The organism is Terriglobia bacterium, assembly GCA_020072565.1.
GTDB lineage: Bacteria > Acidobacteriota > UBA6911 > UBA6911 > UBA6911 > JAFNAG01.
Genome location: JAIQGI010000046.1, coordinates 32,755 through 53,109, shown reverse-complemented (window position 1 = coordinate 53,109; position 20,355 = coordinate 32,755). Strand labels below are relative to the sequence as shown.

The following is a 20,355-nucleotide window of genomic DNA, read 5'->3' as shown; positions in this document are numbered from 1 at the left end:
TTTCTGCATAAAGTCGGAAGGCCGAAGTGTAGATCGCAATTCAAATCGATTACGGTCGTTTCTTGATGCAACTCAATGGAACACTGTGGGTTGCTAGATTTCTAAATTTGCTCAGTGGGACAGCAGTGGGACGCCACCCGTTTTTGACCGGGATTCAAGCGATCCGCGAACTCCCTTTTCTTGGCCGGCCGATGGGGTGCGCGCGCAGAATGCGGCCCAGGCGGGATTCGAGATCAGCGACAAACTTCTCCCCTCCTGCAGGACGCCCGGTGCGCGTGTTTCGCCGAAGCGTGGCGAGCGTCTTTTCATCCTCACTTTCAGCGAGCCACGCCGACCAATCTGATGTCTCGGCTGGCTGTGGTGACGGCAAGGGAGACAGCAACGGGTCGCTGCGCAGGCCGCAGTGGGCAGCGGCGCTGCTCCAGGGGTAATGCTCGGCCCTCGAGACGATGCGTGCGCGTACGGGATTTCGTTCGACGTACCGAATGGAAGCCCAGAAGTGCGGAACATCCAGCGGGCAGGAAAAGAATCGCCCTTGCCACAATCGGCCGCTGATTCCCAGGTTCCAGTTGATGTACTGGGCATAGCGCAGATCCAAAGGCATAAAGACCAGGGCCAAGGATTGAGCGCGCAGGGGTATCGCGACAAGATGGACATGATTAGTCATGAGACAATACGCCAGCGTCAGCAACTCGTACTTGGTGGCATATTCCAGCAGTAGGTGAAGATACCGCTGGCGGTTATCATCACAGAAGAAAACGTTTTCGCGGCGATTGCCTCGCTGTGTCAAGTGGTGTGGAACTCCAGGAACAACAACTCTCGCCATTCTCGGCATAAGGCCCTTTTCTACAGAAAGAAATAGGTTGACGTCCCCATTTAGATTCCTGCTTTACAGTCCCTGGATCCAGTAGGTGCGGTCGAGGGTGCGGTACTGGATGGCTTCCGAGACGTGGCGCGCCTGGATCTTGTCGGAGCCTTCCAGGTCGGCGATGGTGCGCGAGACGCGCAGGATGCGGTCGTAAGCTCGGGCGGAAAGACCGAGCCTGGTGATGGCATTCTCCATCTGCTTCTCGCACTCGGCGTCGAGCTTGCAGAAGCGGCGCAGCGTGCGGGGCGTCATCTGGGTGTTGCAGAACTGGCCGAAGGGCTCCAGGCGCCGGAGCTGGCGCTGGCGCGCGGCCAGGATGCGCTCCCGGATCACGGCCGACTCCTCGGCTTTCTCGTCCTCGGCCAGCTCTTTGTACTTCACCGCCGGGACCTGAATATGCAGATCGATGCGATCGAGCAACGGCCCGGATATCCTCGCCAGGTAGCGCTGGATCAGCGGCGGCGTGCAGGTGCACTGGTGCAGCGGATCACCGAAAAAGCCGCACTGGCAGGGATTCATTGCCGCCGCGAGCATGAAACGCGCCGGAAAAGTCAGCGACATCGAGGCGCGGCTGATCGTGACCTCGCCGTCCTCTAGCGGCTGACGCAGCACGTCGAGCACGTGGCGCTGGAACTCGGGCAGTTCATCCAGGAACAGAACCCCGTTGTGCGCCAGGCTGACCTCGCCCGGGCGCGGCAAAGTACCGCCACCGATCAGCCCGGCATTGGAGATCGTGTGGTGCGGGGAGCGAAATGGCCGCGTGCCGATCAGCCCGTCTTTCTCCGAGAGCAAGCCGGCGACGGAATGAATCTTGGTGGTCTCGATGGCCTCGTCGAAGCCCATGGCCGGCAGTATGGTCGGCAGCCGGCGCGCCAGCATCGTCTTGCCCGAACCGGGCGGGCCAATGAGTATGATGTTGTGCCCGCCCGCCGTTGCGACCTCCATGGCGCGCTTGGCCTGGTACTGTCCTTTGACGTCTTTGAAATCGATGCCGTAGGTGCTGCTTTGCGCCAGAAGCTGTTTGCGGTCGACAATGAGAGGGATCCAGGGTTCCCTGCCGTTGAGCAACTCGACGACGTGCGACAGCGAACGCGCCGCATACGCACGCACGCCGTCCACGACGGCGGCCTCGCGCGCGTTCGCCTCCGGAACGATCAGATGGCCGATGCCCCGTTCACGCGCCATCACCGCCATCGAGAGCGTCCCCTTGACCGGCCGAACCGACCCGTCCAGCGACAGCTCGCCCAGAAAAAGGAACTCTGAAAGATTCTGCGCACGGACGCATCCCGAGGCGCCCAGGATGCCGACCGCCATGGGCAGATCGAAGGCCGAACCTTCCTTCTTTACATCTGCCGGCGCCAGATTGATCGTGATGTGCTGCGGAGGAAGCGGATACCCGCAATTGCGCAGCGCCGCCTTCACCCGCTCGCTGCTCTCCCGGACGGCAGTGTCCGGCAGGCCGACGGTCATCAGGTTCAGCTTCTGACCGCTGCTGAGATCGACCTCGACGGAAATCGGGTAGGCTGTGATCCCGAAGACGGCGGCTGACTGGACACGGAAGAGCATGGCGCGAAGTAGCCCCTTTATGCTCTATCCAACTGCCGGACACCATTCTTGAGCGAAAAAAAATCTCACCCCAGTCCCGCCCCGGCCGAGGCGCGCCCAGGCGCATGAAGACTTCCTCGTGCCTCCGCCGCTGCGCCTGTACCCTGCATCCTCAGATCATGCTGCAGGCACGTCGTGCCCGAGAACGGCAATTCTAACGACTCGGTGCACCGCGCGCTTGGGCTTCGCATATGAAGAGATGGTGGTGCAAGCCCGGGCCAGCAGGCCGCCCCCCAGAAACCGGATGGCCGCGGTTTTGGCGAAGGACAGGCGAGTCGTTCGGTTGCCGCTTTGCCGCGCCGGGCAGTCCATGGTTCTTCTGCTTCTCAATTGAGTTGGTTCTCAGCGCGAAAATGCTTGACAGAGCAGCGTTTGAAAACGCAGTATGTGTTCTAAGTATAGATTAATTAAGAAACCTTACAAACCCAGGACCCCTTACTGAGAAGGTTTTTTTTGATTCAGAGAAGTTGCCCCGGAAGGAATCCTGCAGATGCGGGTGGTAGTGCAGTGTGAGTCCTCATTCCAATCTCCTTGGGCATGAATCGAATCGGGCGGGCCAGCGGCGGCATTAGAAACTCCCGCGAGATCCCTCAGCATGGGCTTCAGTGGTCAGGTTGCGCAGAATCTGCCAGGCGAATCCGACCAACAGACCATAAGGTGGCGTTTATGAAAAGGATCTTAGTCAGACTGCTTATTCTGCTTCTCCTCCTGCTCTTTGCCGGGGCGGCCTTTGCGCAAAAGTCCACCGGTGAAATCAAGGGCACGGTGTTCGATCCCAGCAACGCCGTTGTGCCGAAGGCCACCGTAACCGCAAAGGATTTGGCTACCGGCCTCACCTACACTACGACCTCGGGATCGGACGGCATCTACCTGATCCCGAATCTGTTGTCAGGGAAATACGATGTGTCGACAACTGCACCAGGCTTCCAGACATCCGTTTACTCCGGGATCATCGTTGAAACAGGTCGTATTACGGATCTGCCGGTGAAGTTGACCATCGGTGCGATAACCCAAACGGTGGAAGTGACCGGCCAGGCGGCAATGCTGGAGGTAACATCCAATCAAGTCGCGGCCACCATCAGCAACGACTACATCAAAGACCTCCCGCTCTCCGGCCGCGACACGCTGCAGTTCGCGGCGCTGACGCCGGGTTATGCGGGTGGGACCTTCAACGGACTCTTCCAATCAGCCTTGAACATCAGTCTGGACGGGACGAACGTCAACGACACCCGAATGAAAAGCGGCAGTGGTTTTTCTTCTCTGGTGCCTTTGCGGCTGGACGCTATCGAGGAGGTTACCGTTTCAACTACGGGCTTGGAGGCCGATGCTGCTGCCGGCGGCGCGATGACGATTCAGTTCGCAACCAGGCGCGGAACCAGCCAGTATCACGGCAGCGTGTACGAACAATTTCGGAACGACGCCTTGAACGCCAACGACTTCTTCAACAACATGTATGGCCGCAAAGCAGACGGCTCTCCGGTCCGCCCCAGACCGCAGGTGCGGATGAACGATTTCGGCGGCAGCATCGGAGGCCCGCTCAAGATTCCCTTCGCCGGTTTTCTTAAGAACAATCTGTTCTTTTTCGCGAACTACGAGGACGCTCCGCGGCCGGGCGCAAGCACCAGGACCGCAACACTGCTGACGCCGGAGGCGCAGAGCGGGGTTTTCCGCTTTATTGGAACCGATGGAGCACAGCATACCGTTAACGTGCTTCAACTCGCCAGCACCGCGGGTTACCAGAGCGCCATTGACCCTACCGTCGCGGGCGTGCTCAAGGTCATCAATGGAACCGTCGGCAGCAACAGCGTGGTTCCGAGCAGCAGCAATTACTATCAACAAACGATGAGTTGGAAATATACCACCGGTTCACGCGACATGTATCCGACCGCACGCCTGGACTATCAGATAACGAACAATCTGGCCTGGCACGGCACGTGGAACCTCCAGCACGAGCACGTCAACCCGACCGGATCCTCCTATCCAGGCCTCCCGGGACAGTCCGGCGAGAGCAAGTTCACCCGATACGCTCTTTCAAACGGCGTGGACTATACCATTACGCCCAGACTCTTCAACTCGTTGAAGTTCGGGATTCAGAGCAGCGTCTCGGGCAGCAATATCGGAAATTCAGTGCACCAGTGGGCAGCACAGGGCGACAAGCGCGTCAGCTTCGGCTCAGGGATCTCGTCGTTCATTCCCAACGCCACGCCGCTGATCCGTGCCAATCCCGCGTTCAGCCTGTCCGACGACCTGAGCTGGATGAAGGGCAAGCACACGATGAAGTTCGGCGGCAAACTGCTGCGCACGAGTTTTTACGAGAATGATTACTATCAGTACTCGGGCGTATTGAATTACACCCTCGGCATCTCCAGCAACGACCCCATCGCTTCCGTTTTCACGGCCGCGAACATCCCATTCATACGCACGCAGGACGTCAGCACGGCGTCCCAGCTCTATGCCACTCTCACGGGCCGGGTGCGGCAAATCCAGGGTTACGAGAACATCGACGAGAAGGCGCGGCAGTACGCCAAATTTGCGCCCCTCATCTACCGTGAAAACTATGCCTCCTGGGGCCTCTATTTCCAGGATTCCTATCGCGTGCATCCCCGGCTCACTCTGAACTACGGTTTGCGCTGGGAGTTCACCGGCAACATGACCAATACGAACAATACGTTCATGTCGCCGACGTTGAATGACGTGCTGGCGCCTTCTTTCGCCAACTTCCAACCAGGGATCCTGGATGCGAATCACATCCCGGTCATAGGGCAGCGATCGGTTACCTACACGCCCGATCGGATCAATCCCGCGCCGAACTTCGGGTTTGCGTGGAGCCCGACCGGTGGGAAAGGCCTGCTGGGTAGACTTCTCGGCGACAACAAAACGGTCGTCCGCAGCAGTTACAGCCTCAGCTACTTTGACGAAGGGCTGAACGATTATTACTGGATCAACACCAACGCCGGCAACTGGCGATCGGTCTCGGCCAGCGCAGGCTCTGAATACACTCCGGGCGCGCTCACTCTGCAGTCGCCGGATCCGGCGTTCCTGGTGGCGCCGAAGTCATTTACGCCGCCCTTTTCCGAGTACCAGTTCGCGTTTCAGAACTACAACGTAGGCACCACGGCCGGAAAGCGCAACGGCGCCAGCGAACTGCCTACCCTGCGGAATCCTTATGTGCAAAGCTGGACTCTAGGCATTCAGCGCGAGATCGCCAAGGAAACCGTGCTCGAGGTGCGTTATGTGGGGAACAGAACGACACACAAGTGGCACCTCTATGGGGTTCAGGAAGTGAACATCTTCGAGAACGGTTTTCTCACCGAGTTCATCAACGCCCAGAACAACCTCGCCATCAGCAAGGCAGCCGGCGTGAACAGCTTCCAGAATCGCGGCCTCCCTGGCCAAGTGGCGCTTCCCATCTTTGAGGCGGCCTTTGGCGCCCGCGGATCCATGCCGTCTCTCTCCGCCAGCCAGTCATGGACCAGCAACACCTTCATCAACCCGCTGACGCAGGGGAACGCGGGTTCTTTGGCCTCCATTCTGGCCGGGCCATCGAGCCCGACATACTACTGCCGCATAGTGGGCAGCAATTTCGGCCCATGCACGGACCGGGGTTATAACGCTCCGGGGCCGTACCCGATCAATTTTTTCGTCCCGAACCCGTATGTTGGGGATCTGACGATCACCGATGACAACTCTTATTCCACGTACCACGCGTTGCAGGTGGATTTGAGGCGTCGCTTGCGCAATGGTCTAACATTGACAGCCAACTATGCCCTTGCGCATGCGTTGAGCGACATGTCCGACAGCAACACTCTGACCGATTACTACACGACGATTCGCAACCTTAAGATTGACAAGGCGCCCTCGTCCTTTGACATCCGGCACTCGTTGTCGGTCTACGGCACGTATGAGCTGCCGGTCGGGAACGGCCGCCGTTTCGCGATCACGAATGGCGTAGTGAACCGGATTGTCGGGGGCTGGGTGATCTCAGGAATTCTGAGGATGACCTCGGGCCGCCTCTCCATGCTGACCGGCGGCCAGCAACCCGTCAACGTCAACTACGGCAAGGATGCCGGTGTTGTGCTCAACGGCCTGACCGTGTCGCAGCTTACAGATATGATGCAAAGGTATAGAAACGGTCCGGCGGGCACCACGCTCTCCAGTGCGGATCCATCGCTGGTCGGCGCGGATGGCCGCGCTAATCCGAATTTCCTGGCAATTCCGACTACCCCAGGGAAGTTTGGGCAATTCATTTACCTCTACGGGCCGATGTACTGGAACGCCGATATGTCGGTCAACAAGAACGTGCGGATCACAGAGCGCGTGCAGTTCACCCTTCAGGTGGAAGCGATGAACTTCCTTAACCATCCGGTCTTTGGTTTCGGCAGTCTCTCCATCAATTCGACCTCGTTCGGCCAGCTCGGCAGCACTGCGAACAGCCCGCGAAACGTTCAGATTCGCGCGTACTTGCGGTGGTAAGCACGCTCCTGGGCATAGGAACCACGAATACACGAACCACACGAAAATTTTTTCGTTTGGTTCGTGTATTTGTGGTCTCAAAATCCAAGATTCCGGTTCCGAAATTAACCGCTTCCGCTGATGAGGTCGACCTCGACGGAAATCGGATAGACTGTGATCCCGAAGACGGCGGCTGACTGGACACGGAAGAGCATGGCGCGAAGTAGCCCCTTTATGCTCTATCCAACTGCCGGACAGGATCGACTCGCGTTACTTTTGCTTCTCTCTCAGGATCTCGGCCTGCTCAGCCGCGGAAAGTCCTTTGTCCGGCATGTTCACTCCTCGCCCGATTCCGGATGCCGCTCCGGTTCTCGCCCCCGCGGCCCGGCCCCGAAAACGGCAGCATGAAACCTGAATCCGCCGCGCCTATCAGCCCAGCAGATCCGCCGCGGCCCTGCTTTTCAAACCGGGAGGAGAAAACATGCCGGCAACACCTTCAACGGAACAGGTCTGGAGAGTAATCGACAAGCAGATTTTCGCCGTGCTCGGTTTTGTTTCCAAGAACGGCGAGGCGCGCACCGCCGGGATCGTCTACACCGTGCGCGACCGTCAAATCTATATCGCCACCGAACGCGAGTCGTGGAAGGCGCGCCACATCAAGGAGAACCCGCACGTCTCCCTCACGGTGACCATCGCGAAGCGGATACCGCTGATGCCTTGGATCAAGATCCCACCCGCGACGGTGACCTTCCAGGGCAAGGCCGCCGTCTGCGGCCTGGACGAAGCTTCCGGCCAGGTGCAGCGATCCCTGTTCCGCGGCCTCGAACTCGACGCCAAAGCCAAGGCCAGTGTCTGCATCCTGCGCGTAGCGCCCGCCGGTGATTTTGTCACTTACGGCGTAGGTGTGCCGTTGATGACGATGAGACACCCCGAGCAGGCGTGCGGGCGCGCCCCGGTCGGCGCTTAGCGGCGCGGCCGCGGTTTGATCCAGGGGCCAGAAACTCCGGGACGGGTTTCGGTTTTTTCTATACAATCGCCGGCGGAGGCACAAAGCTGTGACAGGACTTCGACTCGGCGCAGCTGCGTGCCAAGGGCGTCCAGGCCTACGGACTGGGCGGCGTCGCCACCGACGACGACAGGGCGCGCGTCCACGGCCACGACGAGCGCCTTTCGATCGACGGCATGGGAAAATTCGTGGAGTTCATCTACAGCGCCGTCCACGATGTCGCGGCATCCAGGTAAGATTGCGGAGGCCGGGCCGTCAGGTTCGTGGATGTGCGGTCATGAATGAAAAAGGGAAAACGGAATACGTCATCGCCGCCCGGGCTGTTCAGAAGCTGATGCGCGAGGCGCGGCGGCTCGCACGCCAGATCGACCGGAGCCTGGAGGCGCCGAGGCAGGGATGGAGCCTGGCGTCCTTTGACCCCAACATCCTCCTGGACGCCTTCCCGCTCCTGCAATTGCGCGACGGGCACCAGTTGGCGGGGTACCAGTATTACGAAGGGGGCAACGGCAACGGTTTTGTGTTCGCGATTCCCGCCCGGCGGTGGCTGCCCGATCCGCCGGAGGATGGGTTGAGTTTCGACTGGTCTCCGTCGGGGGCGCCGGTCTTCCAGGCCTCTGAACCGCCGTTGCCGGAGTGGGCGCACGCCGATGTCGAACGCTATCTCGAAGGGGACGGTTCTCCGCACTCCTATTTTCAGGCCTCCATCTTCATGCGCGAGCTGCGCGAGATGGGAGCCCACTGGCACGGCAGCTCGTGGTCTACCCATGAAGTGTTGACTTCCGCCGCCCAGATCGCGAAACAGCGCTGGAAATGGAAAACGGTGAAACCCCGCGACTGGCGGCCCGTCGTCCGGCGGGATCCCGAGGGCTTGCCGCAAGTCGTCTTCTACAGCCACAGCGGCCTGGGTCGGGAGCGCATCCTTCTTCACAGGGACACCTTCACCGAAGGCTATCGGTTCGATGAGGCGGAAGACATTGTCGCCCTCGGCGAGGGCGGATATGTGTTCTGATTTTCCTCGGCTTCCTTGGCCAGCCGGCGCGCGCGCTCATCGGTGCCTTCGCGTTCGAGGGCCCGCTTGGGCTCCATCAATTTCTTGTCGTGCTGCCGGTCCTGCTTGTCCTGGTCCTTCTTGCCGGTGGGCTTGCCATCCCTGGACATGAGGCGCCGGTAGGACAGGCCTTCCTCGAGTGACGGATAGACCTCGTAAACCAGCTCGTGGCCGGACTTAATGTTCCCCTTTTTGTCGAGTTCGTGAATGAGGTCTTTTTCGGTGTAGGTGTACTGGCTCAAAAGCAGACGATCGCTGCGCAGATGGGAGCGCACGCCTTTGAGAAAATCCTCCAGATCGGGCAGAGGTTTGCCCGCTTGAGCCGGCGGTTGTGGCTGCGCTTGAAGGATCGATAGGCTCAGCAACAGCGGGAACCAATAGAAGTTTATCGGAGTCATCAATCTGCGGGAGAGCACGAACCCGGCGGGGAAATACGATTTGCGCGGATACGCCATTGATAAGGGGCTGACCGCGAACATCACCAAGGTCTTTTTAGACACAATCCAAATTCGATGCCAGGCTGCTCTTTCACCCATTCCCGCCGGCAATCCAATTGCGGGGATGCGGCACAACTGGTGAAAGAGTAGCTTCTTACTGTATTTAGTTTTAGAAGCTGAACATGATTCCGCCGCTGACTTCAAGAATATTCAGACGCTGCGAAATGACGTCGGGCAGAGTATAGCCGCGGACGTCGAAGCGCAGACCCACGGGACCGGCCAGCTTTGTGAGCTTCAGTCCTCCGCCGTAGTTGACCGCAAACTCCGTGCCGAATTCCTGAGGATTCACCAGCTGCGAAGGCGCGAGCAATATGCGCTTGGAGGTGATCAAACCCACGCCTACCGTTGCGTACGGCACGATGTGCTTTATGGGCACGTTTAGCACCAGATTCGAGCTGTAAATCAGCGCCCGCGAGTCGCTGGTTGTTGCAAGGATGTCGGGTTGACCGAAGTTTGGGCTATAAGCAAACGTGTTTTCCCACCCGATGATCCTGGCAAAATCCGCTTCAAGGCGCACCCCAACCATGCCGTTGCCATTTAATCCGGTGCGCACGTTGGCCAGGGTCACCTTCCCCGGCTTGTTCCACCCGCCGAAAACTGAAAAGTGAAAATTCTGGGCAAAACTCTGCGCAGAGAACGCAAGGAAGACGCCAAGAAAAACAAGCGTACCTCGGAAATACTGGTTAATCGACATGATCAAACTCCTTTTCATTATTTGAAGTATCCATTCCATCCATTTAATCAAAGCATAGCATCCTCTTGATGTTACGCAAAACCTGAGGGTGAGTAGACTGAGCCTGGATTCGTCTGAAACTGCGCTGCGGGCCGACATCTCCCGCTCGAGTGCCCCGCATCTAGGCAGGTGTTGGCAATTGACATGACTTACCGAGGGCTTATGGCTCTGGTCTTTCGGCCTGCCGCCATCATGAGTGCAATCATCCGGGAGTGAGAAGATCATTCAACACTAATCTCCTCACTATTCCTTCCGAAAAGCAGATAAGAGAAGGTCTATTTGTGTCCGTCGCAAGTAAGACAGCCGGGCCCGCCCTAGGCTCGTAACCCGGTTGGGAAAATGCCCTGAATGCAGAGGGAGGTCTTGCACCAACGTGGACCGATACGACTTGGCCGCCCGCATAGATAATGACGGGCTTTGGGATTGGAATCTGACGACCGGCCGGATCCACTTTTCTTCGCGGTGGGCCTCCCTGCTGGGTTGTGAGGAATGCGAGGTCGGCAACACTCCCGACGAGTGGTTTCGGAGAGTCCATCCTGAAGACCTGAAACAGCTTCAACGGGGGATCGACGCCCATGTGGCTGGGGACTCCCTTCAGTTTGAAAATAAACACCGCATGCTGCACAAAGACGGGACCTACCGTTGGATGTGCTCCCGCGCCGTGATCACGCGCGATGAAAGCGGGCATCCTTTCCGAATCGCAGGTTCCCATTCGGACATCACTCCGGAAAGAGTGGTTGACGCGCTGACCGGGCTCCCGAACCGCCTCCTCCTTCTGGATCGCCTGACTCGTTCGCTCGAGCGCGCCAAACGGCACGATGACTTCCTGTTTGCCGTCCTCCTCCTGGATCTTGACCGGTCTGACGCTCTCATTGAGCGCATCGGAGCGGCGGCCGGCGATCTGTTGCTGATCTCAGCAGCCCGGCGTTTGGAAACCTCTCTCCATGCCGGAGACGGCGTGGCCCGCCTGGGACGCGGTTACGTCGTGGCGCACTCCGAGGCGGATGAATTCATCATTTTGCTCGAGGGCCTGAACGAGGTCGGCGAGGCGAAAATTGTCGCAGAGCGTCTGCTCAAGGAGATCTCCGCCCCGTTTGGACTCGATGGCCGTGAGGTCTTCCTTACGGCCAGCATCGGAATTGCACTGAGCGTTACCGGGTACCGGCATGCTGAAGAGGCCCTGCGCGATGCAGACACCGCCCTGTATAGGGCCAAGTCACTCGGAAAAGGGCGTTGCGAAGTCTTTGATACAGCCATCCTCGACTCTGCGCAATCACACCTTCAGCTGGAAGCCGATCTCCAGGGTGCATTGGGACGGCAGGAGCTTTCGGTCTGCTACCAGCCGATTGTGTCCCTGGCCACGAGTCGGATCGCCGGTTTCGAAGCCCTCATGCGATGGAATCATCCCGTATGGGGCATGATCTCGCCGCAGGAATTTATCCCAATCGCCGAAAGATCCGGATGCATCGTTCCGCTGGGCCGATGGATTTTGCATGAAGCCTGCCGCCAGCTAAAAGTCTGGCAGGAGGACCCGAGGATTCCCGGAGACCTGTGGGTTTCAGTCAATTTCTCCAGCAAGCAATTCATGCAGCCCTCCCTGTCCGAGGAGATTCGAGAGGTTTTATGTGATGTCCAGCTCCATCCATCCAGCCTGATGCTGGAGTTGACGGAAGGTGTGCTGATGGAAAATCCTGAGGCAGCCAGCAGCTTGCTGATGAAACTGCGCGTCACCGGGACGCGAATCGGCATCGATGATTTTGGCACGGGGTATTCTTCGCTTAGCTACCTGCGCCGATTCCCAGTGGATTTTCTGAAAATCGGTCATTCGTTTATCCGCAGTCTCGGAACCAGCCAGGACAGTCTGGAGATCGTCCGCACCATTTGCAGTTTGGCGCATCAACTGGGCCTGCATGTGATCGCCGAAGGCATTGAGAACGCGGGACAGCTGGACCTGGTCCGATCCTTCAAATGCGACTATGGACAAGGATTTTACTTTTCCAAAGCAATCAACAGAGAACGGGCGGAGGCACTGTTGAGAGAGGGCCTGTCTCACGTGCCGGGGGCGGAGGCTGATAAAAAAGAAGAGAAGCCTGAGACCATTGCAACGACAGACCCGCCCCTCGAGGAACTTGCAGTGCCTCTTGCCGCACATCCCGGGGCGGACGGACCGCGGATCGAGCAGATAGAGGGATGGTCTACACGGAAGAAGGGATTCCTGTTCATAGGACTGACAGCCTTGGTGCTGCTCCTGATGGGAGGTCTGCTCGCCAGGTTTGACCGTTTGACCTTGCCACCTGTCGCCTATTCTTCTGCGCCCTTCCTGCAAGGCCCGGAAGAAACACCCGGCAAGACGGCGGCCGCGGGAAAGACCGACGAGAATCCTGCCCCACAGGAGAGTCGAAGTCCGTTGTCCCGCGATGCCACTACGACCCAGCCGCCTGTCTCGGCGAGACCTCCAATAAAGAAACCGGTTTCATACAGTTACTCGGTTCTCCACAATCATCTTCTGGGAAGTTGTCAGGGGATTTTGAAGATCTCCCAGAACTCTCTTTCCTTTGTTTCCGAAAAGGAGAAGGATAGTTTTGATCTCAAGTACTCTGAGTGTTCCTATCTCCTGGAAGACGACCAGCTGACGATTAAGGCCGGCCCCAAAACCTACCACTTCAAATCAGCGGCGGCCAACAGTAAGGAGGAAAATCGATCCCAGCTCAGGGCCATCGTTCAGAGCATCTCGAGGCTCCGCCCGGATGCCGCCTTGAAATGACAATAATCGATGACTGCGCTGCGCTGAGGCCTGTTGAGCTCTCCGGTGCCCTCGGCGCACTCTGCGTTGAGATTCTGTTCTCAGGCCTTTTTCAAGCGGATGCAGGGGTCGCCGGCTGCCTCAAGGGACATGAGAGCGAAGGTATCTCTTGCGCCATGCCCTGATAGATGAGCTCCGCGCATTCTTCCGGGTTGCAACAGGTCTGGCACACCCTTTTGAACGCATGAACCCGCAGAAGCTTGATGTCGGGTGCGAGGAAGCCATCCTTCACCCGCTCCTGGCGCAGGAGGTCGGTGCTGAGGTATTTCTTGTTGTCGTCGGAGAAAACCGTGACGACCACCGCGTCTTTGCCCAGGTCGTTCTGCACCATGAGGGCGCCCAGGAAGTTCGCTCCGGAGGAAATCCCAACTCCGAGCCCGAGTTCAGCAGCAAGTTTCTGGGACATCAGGATCGCGTCACCGTCATCGACGGCGACCACGTTGTCCAGTGAATCCAGGTTCACGATCGGGGGGATGAACTCGTCGGAAATGCCCTGGATGCGATGCTTGCCGACTTTGTGGCCCGTGGACATGGTCGGCGAATTGGCTGGCTCGAGGGGGTACAGTCTTATCGCCGGCCGCTTCTCTCTGAGAAAACGCCCGACTCCCATAATGGTCCCGCCGGTTCCCACGCCGGCTACAAAGGCATCGGGGTAAAGCGAATGCCACCGCAACTGCCACCAGATCTCCGGTCCTGTGGTCCGGTAATGCGCTTCGATGTTGTCCTGGTTCGAGAACTGCCTGGGAAGGAAGACATCGCTTCTTGATGCGGCCAATTCCTCAGAGCGGCGGATGCTGCCCAGGAATCCCCCTTGTTCCTTGCTTATCAGGACGATTTCCGCGCCCAGACTCTTGATCAGGTTGATCCGTTCCGCGCTCATCCAGTCCGGCATGAAGATGACGGCAGGATGCCCCAACGCCCTGCCGATGGCGCAAAAGGCAATGCCGGTGTTGCCGCTGGTAGCCTCGGCGATGAGATCCCCGGTCTTGAGGAGCCCCCGGGCATAACCCTGCTGCAGAATAAAAAATGCCATCCGGTCCTTGATGCTCCCTGTCATGTTCAGGTTCTCGGCTTTGGCATAAAGGGTGCGTTTCTGGCCCCCGAACATGAATTCAATTGCCAGCAGAGGGGTATTGCCTATAAGGGGCGCCAATTCGCGAATCCGGCGCTGATGGTCACTACTCACTTTGTGAATCCTCCTGTATTCCGCTTGAGGCAAGCCGTCCTCTCCGCAATAAACAAGCTCCGGGATCAGGGCCTGACTGCGCTCGCGTCAGGTGCACGCATACCCGGCAGCCGGCGGCTCGACGGCGACCCAAAACAATAACCCAGAATTGCCGGGAAAGCGTGCAAAAAAATCGCTCGACTCAGGCTGCCGGCAGGGGTTCGCATAGGAGAACGTGCCCTCGCCGCCGGTCGCTCGAACCGACACCGTATCCGAACCCGTGCGAGTCTTCTCCACACTCCCAAGTTGGTTAAATGCCGCGCCGGTGGTAAGGTAGTGCATTAAACCCAGGCCATCATTCAATGGAGGAAGGGAGCGATTATGAGCAACAAACAAGCTGCAGGTCCGAGTGCAGAGATCTATCGCGAACGACGCAACAAGATGCGCGAAGCGGTCGGAGGCGGCGTGATCCTCTGGCTGGGTCACATGATGCAACCCCGCAACTACACGGATAACGCCTACCCGTTTCGCCAGAACTCACATTTCCTATATTACACGGGGCTGGCCGAGCCGGATCTCGCGGTTCTGTCCTATCCTGACCGGGACTACGACGTGCTCTTTTCGAGGCCGACCACGATGGACGACATCATCTGGAGCGGAGCCAGCCAGGAACGGATGAACATGGCACGGCAGGCAGGCATCGAGACGCTCGAAGACATCGGCCGCCTGGGTGTCTACCTGACCAAGGCCCAGAGCCAGAGGTTGACGGTCCACTACCTTCCCCCCTACCAGGCCTCGTCGCTTTTCCGGATTGCCGAGCTCCTCGTCATCGAGCCGACCGACGTCACCGCCGGTGTTTCCCAACGTCTGAAGGAAGAGGTGGCACGCCAGCGTAACGTGAAGACCGACCTCGAAATCCGGGAGATCGAGGATGCGCTCCGAGTCACCGACCATATGCATCGCAGGGCCATGGCTGTAGCACGACCGGGAATCTACGAGTACGAGGTCGCGGGCGAGATCCAGGCCGTGGCTCTGCGCTCCGATTTCCAGATGGCCTTCCCGCCCATCGTGACGGTGCGCGGCCAGGTATTGCACAACCACTCCTATGGCAACATCCTCCAGGATGGCCAGCTCATGATCAACGATTCGGGCGCCGAGTCACCCAACGGTTATGCGGCCGACATCACGCGCACATTTCCGGTCGGCGGCAGATTCAGCCCCGCGCAGAAGGATATTTACGAAACGGTCCTGAGCATGCAGCTGGGCGCGATCGAAGCGATCAAGCCCGGCATCCGGTACCGGGACGTTCACCTTCAGGCCTGCCGGATCCTGGCCGAGAGGATGATTTCCCTGGGACTGATGAAGGGCAACCCGTCTTCCGCCGTGGAAGCGGGCGCCCACGCACTGTTCTTCCCTCATGGGCTCGGGCACATGATGGGTCTCGATGTGCACGATATGGAAGACCTGGGCGACATCGTCGGGTATCCGAAGGGCGAGGCACGCAGCTCCCAGTTCGGTCTCAATTTCCTCCGCATGAGCCGTCCTCTGGAAGAAGGATTCGTACTGACCGTCGAGCCCGGGATCTATTTCATCCCCGCACTGATCGATCGTTGGGCAGAGGAGAAACAGCACAAGGATTTCATCGTGTACGACAAACTCGGAGCCTTCCGCGCTTTCGGCGGCTGCCGCATCGAGGATGACGTGCTGGTTACCGGGACCGGCGCGCGTGTTCTGGGTCCCGGCATCCCCAAGACCATCGGCGAAGTCGAAGCCGCGATGGGAAGGAAATAGAGGGCTCGTAGCCGCCAGGGACACGGCGAGGTTCAGGCGCATCCCAAGTGTCTCGTGGCAGTCTCTCATGCGCCGGGGCGCGCCCACGCGCATGGAAAACTCATGCATCTCTGGTCGGCGAACGTCGGGATCGGTATCGCGATCGCGATCGGCTTTTGCCGGCTAATAGTTCCGATTGCGATAGCAATTGCGATTCCGATGCCGACTTGCCTATTTTCGAAACGGAACGCTGAGGCCGCGGAAGTCCCAGTTGCTCTTTGTAATCAGGGATTGCGGACCCCGACGGCGTTGCGGACCTCCTGCATGAGGGGGTGCGCGACCATCCGGGCCTGCTCGGCTCCGCGGCGCAGCACCTCCTCAACGTAGTCCGGCTGGCTCTCGAGTTCCTTGCGGCGCGCGCGCGCAGGACCGAGCAGCTGCATGAAGTGATCGAAGATTGCCTGCTTGACGTCGCGATAGCTCAGCCCGCCGCTGCGGAAACGATGTGCCCACTCCGCCTGTTCCTCGGGAGTACAGAAAAGTTTCAAGATGGCATAAAGCGCGCTTCGATCCGGATCCTTCGGCTCGGCGACCGTCGCCGAGTCGGTGACGATCGACCAGATCTGGCGGCGGAGGTCCTCTTCGCTTGCGAACAACTCGATCGTGTTGTTGTAGGATTTGGACATTTTGCGTCCGTCGCGTCCAGGAACCACCGCCACGGCGTCAGGTATATAAGGCTCCGGGAGCGTGAGCACTTCCCCGTAGGCCGTATTGAAGTACTGCGCGATGTCGCGTGTAATCTCGATGTGCTGCTTCTGATCCTGCCCGACCGGGACGAAGTCGGCGCGCACAATCAGTATGTCGGCTGCCTGGAGCACCGGATAGGCAAAGAGCCCGTGATCAGCCGGAATTCCTTGCGCCACCTTGTCTTTGTAGGCGTGCGCCCGCTCCAGCAGACCCATCGGGGTCACGGTCGTGAGAATCCATTGCAGCTCGCACACTTCCGGCAGGTCGCTCTGCCGGTAGATGGCACAGCGCTCCGGATCGAGACCGAGCGCCAGATAGTCGAGCGCGGCGCTCCGGGTCAGTTCAAGGATCCGGTCGCGATCACGCAAAGAAGTGAGTGCGTGGTAGTTAGCCAGAAAATAGTAACACCGGTACCCTTTGGTCATGAACTCCAGGTACTGCTGCAGCGCCCCGAAGTAGTTCCCGAGATGAAGATTGCCCGAAGGCTGAATCCCGGAGAGCACCACCGGCTTTCCCCTGCTGGAAACTGATTGCACCACTTTCTGTTCTCCTCTCCCCATCCAAAACCAGTCATTCTATTTGCCTTGACCCCGCTTGGCAATGGGAATCAAACCAGGCTGGAAGGAGGTCGGGTCTGCAGTAGTCAAGATCTCTCGAGCGGTTTTGAATCTTGCAGATCCGACCCCCCCATAAAATCCATCCCAGGTCGTTGACAAGCAAGAGCATAGCTCTTATACTGCTGGGGTATTTAAGACTATAATAGTCCTGATTAACGGTGTGAGTAGCTTATGCTAAGGGTTACGAAGCTCGCTGACTATGGGATTGTCATCCTGACGCACCTCGCAGGGCACAGCGCGGCCACCTACAATGCCCGGGATATTGCGAATGAGGTCAGGCTGCCTTTGCCGGTGGTGAGCAAGATCCTCAAGCTGCTGGCACGAAACGGGTTGCTCGGATCGCACCGAGGAATCAAGGGTGGCTACGGCCTGGCCCGGAAGCCGGAACTGATCACAGTCGCGGAGATCATCCGGGCACTGGAAGGGCCGATCGCGGTCACGGAATGCACCGACACCGTTCGCGGCGACTGCGGGCTGGAGACCGGGTGTCCGGTGCGCACGAACTGGCACCTGATTAACCAAGCCATCTATCAGGCGCTGGAGAAGATCACGCTCGCGGAAATGACGCAACCGTTAGGGCGACACTTAGTGAAACTCACCGATTCTGCGCCGGCGGGCCTGTTTCAGGTTCTGTGACGGAAGGCAACACCCGACCTTGGGAGTAGCTTTATGAGCAGCAGCACGGACAACATCAATGCGCTGGCGAGCCGGGAATACAAGTACGGCTTCGTAACCGAGATCGACTCCGATACCGTGCCATGCGGGCTGAATGAGGACGTGATCCGCCTGATCTCCGCCAAGAAGGAGGAGCCCGAGTTCATGCTCGACTGGCGCCTGAAATCTTACCGGCACTGGCTGACCATGAAGGAGCCGGGGTGGGCAAACGTTCACTATCCTGCCATTGATTACCAGGCCATCAGCTACTATTCAGCCCCCAGGCAGAAGACCAAGCCCAAGAGCCTGGACGAGGTGGATCCGCAGTTGCTGGAAACCTACGAGAAGCTGGGAATTCCTTTGAAAGAGAGGGAATTACTCTCCGGTGTGGCTGTCGACGCCGTCTTCGACAGCGTTTCCGTGGCGACGACGTTCAAGGAAAAGCTGGCCGAATTGGGAATCATCTTCTGCTCTTTCTCCGATGCGGTCCGGGATCATCCCGACCTGGTCCAGCAGTACCTAGGAACCGTGGTTCCCTACACTGACAATTTCTTCGCGACTTTGAACTCGGCGGTTTTTTCAGATGGTTCTTTCTGTTACGTCCCGAGGGGGGTGCGCTGTCCGATGGAGCTGTCCACCTACTTTCGCATCAATGCCAAGGCGACGGGCCAGTTCGAGCGCACCTTGATCATTGCGGACGAAGGCGCCTACGTCAGCTACCTCGAGGGCTGCACCGCCCCGATGCGAGACGAGAATCAGCTGCATGCGGCCGTGGTGGAACTGGTGGCTCTGGATAATGCGCGCATCAAGTATTCGACCGTGCAGAACTGGTATCCAGGGGACAAGGAAGGCAAGGGGGGAATCTACAATTTCGTCACCAAGCGCGGGAAGTGCCTGGGGGTGAATTCGAAGATTTCGTGGACCCAGGTCGAGACCGGCTCAGCGATCACCTGGAAGTATCCGAGCTGCCTCCTGATGGGTGACAACTCGATCGGCGAGTTCTACTCCGTCGCGCTGACCAACAACTATCAGCAGGCGGACACGGGTACGAAGATGATCCACATCGGCAAGAACACCCGAAGCACGATCGTCTCCAAAGGTATATCTGCCGGCCATGGGCAGAACACTTACCGCGGCATGGTCAAAATCCTCAAAGGAGCGGCCAATGCCCGGAACTACTCGCGCTGCGATTCGCTCCTGCTCGGCGACAAATGCGGGGCCCATACCTTTCCCTACATCGAAGTGAAGAACCCGACGGCACAGATGGAGCATGAGGCCTCCACTTCGAAGATCGGTGAAGACCAGATCTTCTACTGCCAGCAGCGAGGCATCGATGCCGAAGCCGCGGTTTCGATGATCGTCAACGGTTTTTGCAAGGAGGTATTTCGCGAGCTGCCCATGGAGTTCGCCGTCGAAGCCCAGAAGCTGCTGGGGGTGAGTCTGGAGGGGAGTGTCGGATAATCGGCACCGAGCGACATTCCTGTTTTTCGGCCTTTGAATCCGTTCCGTTGTGATGGGCTGCGCTCAAGCTGGAAAGCAGGAGTATTTTCTTTTTGCCCCTGAGAGGAACAATGCTGGAGATCAAAAACTTACACGCCAGAGTTGAGGGGAACGAGATCCTGCACGGAATCAACCTCAAAATCACCGCGGGCGAGGTCCACGCCCTCATGGGACCGAACGGCTCGGGCAAGAGCACTCTCGCCAACGTGCTCGCCGGGCGCGACGGCTATGTCGTAACCGAAGGCGAGGTCTATTACGACGGCAGAAATCTCTTGGAGATGCTGCCGGAAGTGCGCGCCAGAGAAGGAATCTTTCTTGGCTTTCAGTATCCGGTCGAGATACCCGGAGTGAGCAACATGTACTTCCTGAAGACGGCGCTGAATGCCGTCCGGAAGCATCGGGGGCTAGAAGAGCTCGACGCCATGGATTTTCTCCTGCTGGCCAAGGACAAGATGAAGCTGGTGGAGATGGAGGAGAGCCTGATCAACCGCGCCGTGAATGAAGGATTCTCCGGCGGGGAGAAGAAACGCAACGAGATTTTCCAGATGGCCGTGATGGAGCCGAGACTGGCCATCCTCGACGAGACCGATTCCGGACTGGACATCGATGCGCTCAGAATCGTCGCTCACGGCGTCAACACCCTGCGCGGCGCAGACCGGGCGATTCTCCTGGTGACCCATTATCAGCGGCTCCTCAACTACATCGTCCCCGACCAGGTTCATGTGCTCGTGGACGGACGGATCGTCAAGACCGGTGGCAAGGAGCTGGCACTCGAGCTCGAGGAGAAAGGCTACGGCTGGATCGAGGAAGAGAATAAGCAGGCGGTTGCGAAATGAGACTGAATGAAACCGCTCAGCGCACGCAAAAAAGGTTTCGTGTGTTCGCGTGTT

The 20,355-nt window shown here is 58.6% G+C and carries 15 protein-coding genes; 8 read left to right on the top strand and 7 right to left on the bottom strand.

Annotated elements, in window-relative coordinates; translation table 11 throughout:
- Positions 1 to 154 precede the first annotated feature (154 nt).
- Positions 155 to 790 carry a transposase gene (locus LAP85_22710; GenBank protein MBZ5499220.1) on the bottom strand — a complete coding sequence of 212 codons (636 nt, stop codon included), beginning with the start codon at positions 788 to 790 and terminating at the stop codon, positions 155 to 157.
- Positions 791 to 889: 99 nt separating this feature from the next.
- Complete coding sequence (locus LAP85_22705; protein ID MBZ5499219.1) at positions 890 to 2,434, bottom strand: YifB family Mg chelatase-like AAA ATPase; 1,545 nt, start codon at positions 2,432 to 2,434, stop codon at positions 890 to 892.
- Positions 2,435 to 3,139: 705 nt separating this feature from the next.
- On the opposite strand from LAP85_22705, the gene LAP85_22700 reads away from it, so the two are divergent.
- Both LAP85_22700 and LAP85_22695 read left to right on the top strand, forming a co-directional pair.
- On the top strand, positions 3,140 to 6,946 hold the full coding sequence (locus tag LAP85_22700) for a carboxypeptidase-like regulatory domain-containing protein (GenBank protein ID MBZ5499218.1): 3,807 nt from the start codon (positions 3,140 to 3,142) through the stop codon (positions 6,944 to 6,946).
- Between the two features lie 460 nt (positions 6,947 to 7,406).
- Positions 7,407 to 7,892, top strand: coding sequence for a pyridoxamine 5'-phosphate oxidase family protein (locus LAP85_22695; GenBank protein ID MBZ5499217.1), 486 nt, complete (start codon positions 7,407 to 7,409; stop codon positions 7,890 to 7,892).
- On the opposite strand, the gene LAP85_22690 is transcribed toward LAP85_22695, so the two are convergent.
- The gene (locus LAP85_22690) at positions 7,889 to 8,146 is read right to left on the bottom strand and encodes a hypothetical protein (GenBank protein ID MBZ5499216.1); all 258 of its coding nucleotides are present in this window, start codon (positions 8,144 to 8,146) and stop codon (positions 7,889 to 7,891) included. The two genes, LAP85_22695 and LAP85_22690, sit on opposite strands and share 4 nt — an antisense overlap.
- A 62-nt stretch (positions 8,147 to 8,208) precedes the next feature.
- Between LAP85_22690 and LAP85_22685 the strand changes: the two genes are divergently transcribed.
- A complete protein-coding gene (locus LAP85_22685) occupies positions 8,209 to 8,940 on the top strand; it encodes a hypothetical protein (GenBank protein ID MBZ5499215.1) in 732 nt (243 codons plus the stop codon).
- Here the strand turns inward: LAP85_22685 and LAP85_22680 are convergent.
- Together LAP85_22680 and LAP85_22675 are read right to left on the bottom strand one after the other, a co-directional pair.
- On the bottom strand, positions 8,880 to 9,479 hold the full coding sequence (locus LAP85_22680; GenBank protein ID MBZ5499214.1) for a hypothetical protein: 600 nt from the start codon (positions 9,477 to 9,479) through the stop codon (positions 8,880 to 8,882). The genes LAP85_22685 and LAP85_22680 overlap by 61 nt on opposite strands.
- A gap of 106 nt (positions 9,480 to 9,585) precedes the next feature.
- Entirely contained in the window at positions 9,586 to 10,170 is a 585-nt protein-coding gene (locus LAP85_22675) for a porin family protein (protein MBZ5499213.1), read from the bottom strand.
- 412 nt (positions 10,171 to 10,582) lie between these two features.
- Between LAP85_22675 and LAP85_22670 the strand changes: the two genes are divergently transcribed.
- Entirely contained in the window at positions 10,583 to 12,973 is a 2,391-nt protein-coding gene (locus LAP85_22670) for an EAL domain-containing protein (protein ID MBZ5499212.1), read from the top strand.
- Positions 12,974 to 13,064: 91 nt separating this feature from the next.
- Here LAP85_22670 and LAP85_22665 read toward each other — a convergent pair whose 3' ends face one another.
- Positions 13,065 to 14,120, bottom strand: a complete 1,056-nt coding sequence (locus LAP85_22665; GenBank protein ID MBZ5499211.1) for a PLP-dependent cysteine synthase family protein — start codon at positions 14,118 to 14,120, stop codon at positions 13,065 to 13,067.
- A 438-nt stretch (positions 14,121 to 14,558) separates the two neighbouring features.
- Between LAP85_22665 and LAP85_22660 the strand changes: the two genes are divergently transcribed.
- A complete protein-coding gene (locus tag LAP85_22660; protein MBZ5499210.1) occupies positions 14,559 to 15,968 on the top strand; it encodes an aminopeptidase P family protein in 1,410 nt (469 codons plus the stop codon).
- 263 nt (positions 15,969 to 16,231) lie between these two features.
- Here the strand turns inward: LAP85_22660 and trpS are convergent, their stop codons facing one another.
- A complete protein-coding gene (trpS, locus tag LAP85_22655) occupies positions 16,232 to 17,254 on the bottom strand; it encodes a tryptophan--tRNA ligase (protein ID MBZ5499209.1) in 1,023 nt (340 codons plus the stop codon).
- A gap of 228 nt (positions 17,255 to 17,482) precedes the next feature.
- On the opposite strand from trpS, the gene LAP85_22650 reads away from it, so the two are divergent.
- From LAP85_22650 to sufC, 3 genes are all read left to right on the top strand, one after another.
- Positions 17,483 to 17,947, top strand: a complete 465-nt coding sequence (locus LAP85_22650) for an SUF system Fe-S cluster assembly regulator (GenBank protein MBZ5499208.1) — start codon at positions 17,483 to 17,485, stop codon at positions 17,945 to 17,947.
- Positions 17,948 to 17,980: 33 nt separating this feature from the next.
- Positions 17,981 to 19,426, top strand: a complete 1,446-nt coding sequence (gene sufB, locus LAP85_22645) for a Fe-S cluster assembly protein SufB (GenBank protein ID MBZ5499207.1) — start codon at positions 17,981 to 17,983, stop codon at positions 19,424 to 19,426.
- Positions 19,427 to 19,536: 110 nt separating this feature from the next.
- Positions 19,537 to 20,301 (top strand): Fe-S cluster assembly ATPase SufC, encoded by a 765-nt coding sequence (sufC, locus tag LAP85_22640; GenBank protein ID MBZ5499206.1) that lies wholly within the window; start codon positions 19,537 to 19,539, stop codon positions 20,299 to 20,301.
- The last annotated feature ends 54 nt before the right edge of the window (positions 20,302 to 20,355 follow it).

Bases quoted from the DNA above. Each gene is read 5' to 3' on its own strand.
- LAP85_22705 (MBZ5499219.1), bottom strand. From the start codon at position 2,434: ATGCTCTTCCGTGTCCAGTCAGCCGCCGTCTTCGGGATCACAGCCTAC.
- LAP85_22700 (MBZ5499218.1), top strand. From the start codon at position 3,140: ATGAAAAGGATCTTAGTCAGACTGCTTATTCTGCTTCTCCTCCTGCTC.
- LAP85_22695 (MBZ5499217.1), top strand. From the start codon at position 7,407: ATGCCGGCAACACCTTCAACGGAACAGGTCTGGAGAGTAATCGACAAG.
- LAP85_22685 (MBZ5499215.1), top strand. From the start codon at position 8,209: ATGAATGAAAAAGGGAAAACGGAATACGTCATCGCCGCCCGGGCTGTT.
- LAP85_22675 (MBZ5499213.1), bottom strand. From the start codon at position 10,170: ATGTCGATTAACCAGTATTTCCGAGGTACGCTTGTTTTTCTTGGCGTC.
- LAP85_22665 (MBZ5499211.1), bottom strand. From the start codon at position 14,120: ATGTTCGGGGGCCAGAAACGCACCCTTTATGCCAAAGCCGAGAACCTG.
- LAP85_22660 (MBZ5499210.1), top strand. From the start codon at position 14,559: ATGAGCAACAAACAAGCTGCAGGTCCGAGTGCAGAGATCTATCGCGAA.
- trpS (MBZ5499209.1), bottom strand. From the start codon at position 17,254: ATGGGGAGAGGAGAACAGAAAGTGGTGCAATCAGTTTCCAGCAGGGGA.
- LAP85_22650 (MBZ5499208.1), top strand. From the start codon at position 17,483: ATGCTAAGGGTTACGAAGCTCGCTGACTATGGGATTGTCATCCTGACG.
- sufB (MBZ5499207.1), top strand. From the start codon at position 17,981: ATGAGCAGCAGCACGGACAACATCAATGCGCTGGCGAGCCGGGAATAC.
- sufC (MBZ5499206.1), top strand. From the start codon at position 19,537: ATGCTGGAGATCAAAAACTTACACGCCAGAGTTGAGGGGAACGAGATC.